Origin of the sequence: Bacillus sp. MYb78, from assembly GCF_002975115.1 — a bacterium.
Lineage (GTDB): Bacteria > Bacillota > Bacilli > Bacillales > Bacillaceae_G > Bacillus_A > Bacillus_A cereus.
Genome location: NZ_PCOB01000047.1, coordinates 1 through 7,208 on the forward strand (window position 1 = coordinate 1; position 7,208 = coordinate 7,208).

The following is a 7,208-nucleotide window of genomic DNA, read 5'->3' on the forward strand; positions in this document are numbered from 1 at the left end:
TTTCAACCGAATACAAAGATTCAAGGAGGTGGTCGGCAACACTCTATCTACAAATATAAGTATCTCATATAACTAGATACTCACGGGTTTATAGGTAAATCCCTTTCCTAAAAAACCTAACTTTATCATACGAGGATGTGATTGAATTATGGAACGGCCGAATTGGGGAATTGGAGGATTAGTATTCGTTGGCTGTATGTTTCTTGGTGGAGGAGTGGGATCTATGTTAGGTAATGCCCAAACTGGATGGCTAATAGGAATGGGCATTGGATTTCTTGGGATGGCTTTAACGAGACTGTTCAGAAAATAATGTAACTGAGATTCTTCTCCTGGTAAATAAGGAAATAAGTAAGTAATTCATGGCATAAGAGCTCTATAAATTATAGTTAGAATCTTCTCTTTTGTATATGTCTTTTCTAAATTTCTCCATACATAGATACGATTCTCAAGTCGGAGGATAGCACCTTAGGGTGTCTTTTTTATGCTCTTTAAAAATGTCTTAACATATATAGCTGAGTTTTGCTTTCAGTCTCCGATGCCCATTAAACATAAAATGAAAATTCTGCACCATTTAAACTCTGATAACAATTCATACGATCAAGAATAATTGAGCTAATAGCTCTCGGTAGATTGCCATCATTTTTTTAATAGATTAGATTCATTACCGTTTCAGACCTATGTATTCATTCATAACCTAACAGTAAAAGGGGGGATGATTAAAGGTATGGCGTTTAATGATGAATTAATTTGTCAACAGTTTGCAAGAATTATCGGCGGGCAAGAAGGATTCGCCGGTGGGAAATGCGTGGCAACAATAAACAGGGATGAAATACGAGCAACAATCTTAGGAAAACGTTTTAGAGTAACAACTTCCTTTTCATTCGAATCACGAGACAATAAAACTGGACGGGCATTATGCCTAGGCCGAGTAGCACTCTTACAAAAAGAAGTCACTGAATTTGTGGCGACAATTATTAAACAAGGAATAATCGTTTCGTCTATACACAATGAGTGGTTATGTGATGATCCAAATTTGATTTACGTTAATATCGAAGACGTTGATGATCCACTAAATTTTGCAAGAAAAGTGAGAAGAGCGTTATGCATGTAATCAATTTCTTTAGTTAAACGAGTGATTATATTAAATTGAAAAGTTCAGCGTGTTGGATGGTTTTATAAAACGAAAGAGGGTGTTTCATATTTGGAATGCCTTTTCTTTATGTTTTCGTTGCTAATGTGGGTGGTTAACGGATTATATGCTGTTTATCTTGTAACAGCAAGAACTGGACGAGGTATCTTTAAAGGTGTTTGACTATTTGTCGATACCATATTTTATCAAATATTATTAGAATATCATAAAACGACAGGGGAGAAATCGTCAGAGAGATACGTCAAATTAGTCATTCCTTCTATAATCTAAGGAGGCGATTTTGTTTTTGAAAAATAATAGGTAAATCATTTGACAATTAAAATAATCTACTTTAATATATGTGCCATAGCATATATATGTTGAAACAAATACATTCATTGTGAATGATTGACTGGTATGCTATATCCTTTTATATCTTAATTTATAGAGGTGATATATGAACTTACATGATTTAATAGGTTATCTTGTTCATCGTACTGATGTGAAAATGACCAATTATTTTACGAAGAAATTAAAGCCTTATGGAGTTACGCCAGAGCAGTGGGGGATTATTAGTGTTCTTTGTAGCCAAAGGAGCACTACTCAAAAAGAGTTGGCGGAAGCTATTGATAAAGATCAAACTACTGTTGTTAGAATGATACAGTCAATGGAGAGAAAAGGGATTGTAAAGAAGGCTTTGAATGACCAAGATAGGCGTTCACATAACCTTTTTTTAACTGAAAAAGGTGACGAGTTAAAGAAAACAATCTTGCCTGTAGTGAAAGACGCTCACCATTTCGTTACGAGTAATTTGAGCGAGGAAGAAATTAAAGTATTACAATCGCTATTAAACAAATTGTATGATACACACTATTAATATTTGTTCCTTATTGATGCTATGCTATTCATAAGGAACAAACTTTGTTTTAGGTATTATATATGCTATAGCATATACTTTTTGTTTGTTTGGACGAATGGGAAGATAACTTTATTTTGTATCATATCTGATTCAGGTTCACTTTTTTGCCTAGTACCAGTCAAATTTCCGTATTATATATGCTATAGCATGTAATTTTTAGCCCTTTAATATGGAAAAGGGTAATGTAAATGGAAGCGACTTCCATGCGGGTAATCTCAGGAAATAGGGTAAAGGTAGTGACTACTACCTGAACAATACTGATTTTTTATCAAATAATAAGAAAGGTGTGATTACTATTTTAATTTTCATCAATATTGTAAAAGTAGTGTTGTTTCTGTTCTTTTTAATGACAGGAACGAAAATTATATCCGGGAAAATGGCAGATGAGTTCAAACGATTTGGTTTACCTTCGTTTTTTAATTTCTTAACTGGAGCTTTTGAGATTGTAGGAGCGATTGGAATGTTGATAGGAATCTGGATTCCAACAGTAGCTTTATTAGCAGGATTGTTATTAGGCGGTACGATGCTTGCAGCCGCATTAACTCTAATTGTATTAGCGAGAGATCCTTTTAAGAAAGCAATACCTGCGCTTGTTTTGTTTGTCCTTAGTTTAGGGGTAAGTTTGTATCATATTTTTTTAACATAACTGAAAACTATTAAACTTTCACTTTATGCGTTCAAGTTACTATCGTTTTGTGATTATGTTACAAATAGGGGGATTCTCCAATTAGTGCTTGAATAATAATAGCAATACGAATTTAGACATTACTATCATTCGAATCATAGTAAAAGAATGGGAAGAATTTTATATTAAAAATAGGAGTGAGTGAAAATGGCATATTTATTACAAGTTGATTTTCCGTTTGAAGGTCCTTTTGGTGAAGAAATGGAAAAAGGATTTTGGGATTTAGCAAATAGTATTAACGAAGAAGAAGGATTCCACTGGAAAATATGGACTGAGAATGAAGAAACAAAAGAAGCTGGAGGCATTTATGTATTTGAAGAGAAACAAGATGCTGAAAAATACGCGGAAATGCACAAGAACAGACTTGAAGCAGCTGGTGTTAAAGATATTAGAGTAAGAATTTTTAACATCAATGAAAAGTTAACTAAATTGAATCGTGGTTATATTAAATAATTCCGACAGTCGGAGCAAGCGTAAAAAGGAGGGGGGATAATCCCCTCCTTTTTTAATTCTTAAATTGATGGTGAGGGGGCTCACATAAAAAACAATCAATTATAAAAGTGATTTTGAACGTAAGGAATTTGTAAGGAAGAGGTAAGAAAAAAGAGATTTTCATTGTGTAAGATGAAAATGTAAAGAAGAGTGAGAGGAGAAAAATACTATATATTTCTATAAAAAACAAATCAATTAATAAGACTTGTTTGGAGGAAAAGAGACATTACAAATTCAATGTCGTCCTTTTGCAGTGGGTTAAGAAGAAAGCTGTGTGATTAGTTCCAAACAGCAAATAACCATTTATACAATATGAATAGGGGAGAGGATTATTTTGATGAAAAAGCATAGTCAAATTACATGTACAGGCTTAGCTCTATTAATAATTGGAGGTTCCCTGTTTTATACAACTCCAACCTCAAGTGTAAAAGCGGAGTCGTCCATTCAAAATGTATCTAACTCGTTACAAACAAGTACCCAAAGAGACCGTAATTCCGTCAAAGAGGCAATGCGGGATACATTGAAACTAGGATATCCAGGGATACTTGCTAAAACTTCTGAGGGTGGAAAAACATGGAGTTATGCGGCTGGTGTAGCTGATCTGAGTAACAAGAAAGCAATGAAAACAGATTTTCGTTTTCGGATTGGCAGCGTGACAAAGACGTTCACTGCAACAGTTGTACTTCAATTAGCAGGAGAAAACCGCCTAAATCTAGACGATTCTATTGAAAAATGGTTGCCTGGTGTCATTCAAGGAAATGGATATGATGATAAACAGATTACTATCCGGCAATTATTGAATCACACAAGTGGTATCGCTAATTACACAAGGTCAAAGGATTTTAATATGATGGATACAAAAAAATCTTATACTGCTGAAGGATTAGTAAAGATGGGAATATCCATGCCTCCAGATTTTGCTCCAGGAAAGAGCTGGTCGTATTCAAATACAGGATATGTATTACTAGGAATTCTTATTGAAAAAGTAACTGGGAACAGCTATGCGGAAGAGATTGAAAATCGAATTATTGAACCACTTGAATTAGCGAATACATTCTTACCTGGAAATTCAAGCGTCATTCCAGGAACCAAGCATGCCCGCGGATATATCCAATTAGACGGAGCAAGTGAGACAAAAGATGTTACTTATTATAACCCAAGTATGGGGAGCTCGGCCGGAGATATGATTTCTACAGCTGATGATTTAAACAAATTCTTTTCTTATTTACTTGGGGGCAAGTTATTGAAAGAACAGCAACTAAAGCAAATGCTTACAACAGTCCCTACAGGAGTAGGTGAGCTTGGTGATTCCGGGCTTGGAATTTTCAAAATGAAGCTTTCAAACGGTGAATCGATATGGGGGCATGGAGGAACCATTCCTGGCTTTTTAACTTTTGCTGGAGGCACACTTGGAGGCAAGCATACATTGGCAGTCAATTTGAACAGCCTTAAAGCTGATACTCCTGATCCTTTTAAAAATATTTTACTTGCTGAATTTAGCAAGTAGTCTAAAAGTAAAAACGGGTAAAATTTATCATGGTTTCATAGTTAAACAAATTAATGATGAAAACGATCCATTATTTAAGGAGGTATCCGTGATGAAAAATAAGCTAACTGGTGTGTTAGCCACTGCATTAGTGGTAACTATGATTCTACCAACAGGAGCGAAAGCATTTTCTGAAAGTAAGACTACTGTTGTAACTGGTGAAGAAGTAGCTAGTCAGGAACTGAAGAAGATTGCAGCAGAAAAGGCGGAGCTACTTACGAAGTCCCATGGGGCAGCTAGCGTGCAGTATGCACTAATTGATAATGGAAAACTTATTTTGTCGGGTCAGGCTGGCAAGAACGATATGGAAGGGGAAAAGCCGCTAACCAAAGATACTTTATACGGGATTGGTTCAGTTAGTAAAATGTATGCAACAGCGGCTGTAATGAAATTGGTCGATGAAGGGAAAGTCGATTTGGATGCTCCTGTTGTCCGCTATGTTCCTGATTTTAAGATGAAAGACGGTCGATACAAACGTATTACACCGCGTATGTTATTGAATCACTCCTCTGGATTGCAAGGTTCTACGTTAGGTAATGCATTTTTATTTAACGATAATGATACCTATGCCCATGATACTTTGTTACAGCAATTGTCAAATCAAAACTTGAAGGCGGACCCTGGTGCTTTCTCGGTATACTGTAACGATGGTTTTACGCTGGCCGAAATTTTGGTGGAAAGAGTTAGTGGTATGAGCTTTACTGAATTTCTACATCAAAACTTTACAGGGCCTTTAAAAATGAATCATACGAAAACGCCGCAGGACAAATGGAGGGATGAAAATCGGGCTGGACTATATTACCCGGCGTACCAAGGGCAACTTCCAATTGAATCGGTGAATGTTATTGGTACGGGAGGTATATCTTCCACGGCAGAAGATATGGTGCGATTCTCACAACTATTTATGGGACAGGGAAAAGGAATCCTCTCTGATAAGGTAGTTAAGGCAATGGAGCAAGAGGAATATAAAAAAGGAATGTGGCCGGGGGCTGGCGAGAATATTTTTAACTATGGTCTTGGCTGGGATAGTGTGAAACTATACCCATTCAGTGAATATGGGATCAAAGCTTTGGCTAAGGGCGGCGATACGGCATTGCAACATGCTATATTAGTCGTGCTTCCGGAACAGAAAATAGCAGCGGCTGTATTGACATCTGGTGGACGGAGCTCTACAAATCAGCTAATGGCAACTGAATTGCTGCTCGCTACGCTTAAAGAAAAAGGTATTATTAAGGAAATCAAGCCGAACAAATCCTTTGGTAAGCCGGTCAAAGTCAAAATGCCTCAAGGCGTAGCAAAGAAAGCTGGATTTTATGGTAATAGCGAAACTCATTTCAAGATTGAAATTACGAAGAACGGTGAACTATTCTTACCATCTAATCCAGAAGAAAAATATGTATATACTGCTGATGGAAGCTTTATTAATGAGGGGGGTACTTCCAAGCTCAACTTCGTAACCGAGAAGAATGGAAGAACTTATTTGAAGGAGAGCGCATATAAATCTCATCCAGGTTTAGGGCAAAGTGTGATGACCCACTATTTAGCTGAGAAACTAGAAGATAACGTGCTTTCGAAGAAAACCGCTGCTGCATGGGCAAAGAGGGAAGGTGTCAAGTTTTATCGTGTAAACGAGAAATTTAGTTCTATTCAATATCTTGTTCAGTCGAAACATCTTAGTACTCAAATTACTCGCAAGGAAGGCCCAGCAGGCTATTGGGATGGCAGAAAAATTACAGGTCCGAACACCGCGGTGCATCAGATCCAAGTACCCGTGATGAATGGTCGTGATACAACGGAAACGCATTTCTATACAGAAGGCGGCAATGAATATATGGAGATGGCTGGATTGTTATACGTAAGTGAATCTAATGTAAAACCAATTGATGTAGGCCAATCATCCAAAGTTACGTTGGATGCAAATGGGCATGCGAAATGGTTTACAATTCCACAAGCGGCAACAGACAAAAGGATGACCGTGACGCTGCCATCAAATGGTTCATTTGCGGTGTATGATGAGAAGGGAGTTTGCGTCAACTTCACCATTGTGAGTGGCAATAACAAGGTGGAACTTCCGAAGAATGGAACAATCGTATTCGCTGGGGCACCGAAATCGGAATTTGCAATCTCGGTGAACTAGCTATAATTTAAGATGATCTTAAACAAAACCAGTACGGTACAGAAAAGATGTATTACTGGTTTTGTTTGTATTTATGCATTCTCAATGAAAAAGCTTGAATAATATCACTCTCAAGCACTATAAAAACATCAAAACTAGAAAATTAGTATCTCTAGAAGATGTACAGTTTTTTGGGAGTTGAATAATTTTAACAGCGTAGAGAGATAAAATTTCTACTCTTTTTCTTCTTAATTGGGGTACGACCTCATGCCCATCAACTTAAGAATTTGCACTACCCCCAAGTGTCAAAAAACGTTATTC

General features: G+C 36.8%; 7 protein-coding genes. All 7 read left to right on the plus strand.

Annotated elements, in window-relative coordinates; genetic code table 11:
- Positions 1–148 precede the first annotated feature (148 nt).
- On the plus strand, positions 149–310 hold the full coding sequence (locus CQ064_RS33860) for a hypothetical protein (protein WP_000441009.1): 162 nt from the start codon (positions 149–151) through the stop codon (positions 308–310).
- Between the two features lie 402 nt (positions 311–712).
- Complete coding sequence (locus CQ064_RS32465; protein ID WP_000589728.1) at positions 713–1,111, plus strand: DUF1259 domain-containing protein; 399 nt, start codon at positions 713–715, stop codon at positions 1,109–1,111.
- A 475-nt stretch (positions 1,112–1,586) separates the two neighbouring features.
- Positions 1,587–2,006: a MarR family winged helix-turn-helix transcriptional regulator gene (locus CQ064_RS32470; RefSeq protein WP_001048563.1), complete on the plus strand. Its 420-nt coding sequence runs from the start codon at positions 1,587–1,589 to the stop codon at positions 2,004–2,006.
- 331 nt (positions 2,007–2,337) lie between these two features.
- Positions 2,338–2,694: a DoxX family protein gene (locus CQ064_RS32475; protein ID WP_024927972.1), complete on the plus strand. Its 357-nt coding sequence runs from the start codon at positions 2,338–2,340 to the stop codon at positions 2,692–2,694.
- Between the two features lie 186 nt (positions 2,695–2,880).
- Positions 2,881–3,186 carry a monooxygenase gene (locus CQ064_RS32480; protein ID WP_000323765.1) on the plus strand — a complete coding sequence of 102 codons (306 nt, stop codon included), beginning with the start codon at positions 2,881–2,883 and terminating at the stop codon, positions 3,184–3,186.
- Between the two features lie 376 nt (positions 3,187–3,562).
- Positions 3,563–4,732 carry a serine hydrolase domain-containing protein gene (locus CQ064_RS32485; protein ID WP_000716675.1) on the plus strand — a complete coding sequence of 390 codons (1,170 nt, stop codon included), beginning with the start codon at positions 3,563–3,565 and terminating at the stop codon, positions 4,730–4,732.
- A 91-nt stretch (positions 4,733–4,823) separates the two neighbouring features.
- Complete coding sequence (locus tag CQ064_RS32490) at positions 4,824–6,908, plus strand: serine hydrolase domain-containing protein (protein ID WP_000791785.1); 2,085 nt, start codon at positions 4,824–4,826, stop codon at positions 6,906–6,908.
- Positions 6,909–7,208: the final 300 nt, after the last annotated feature.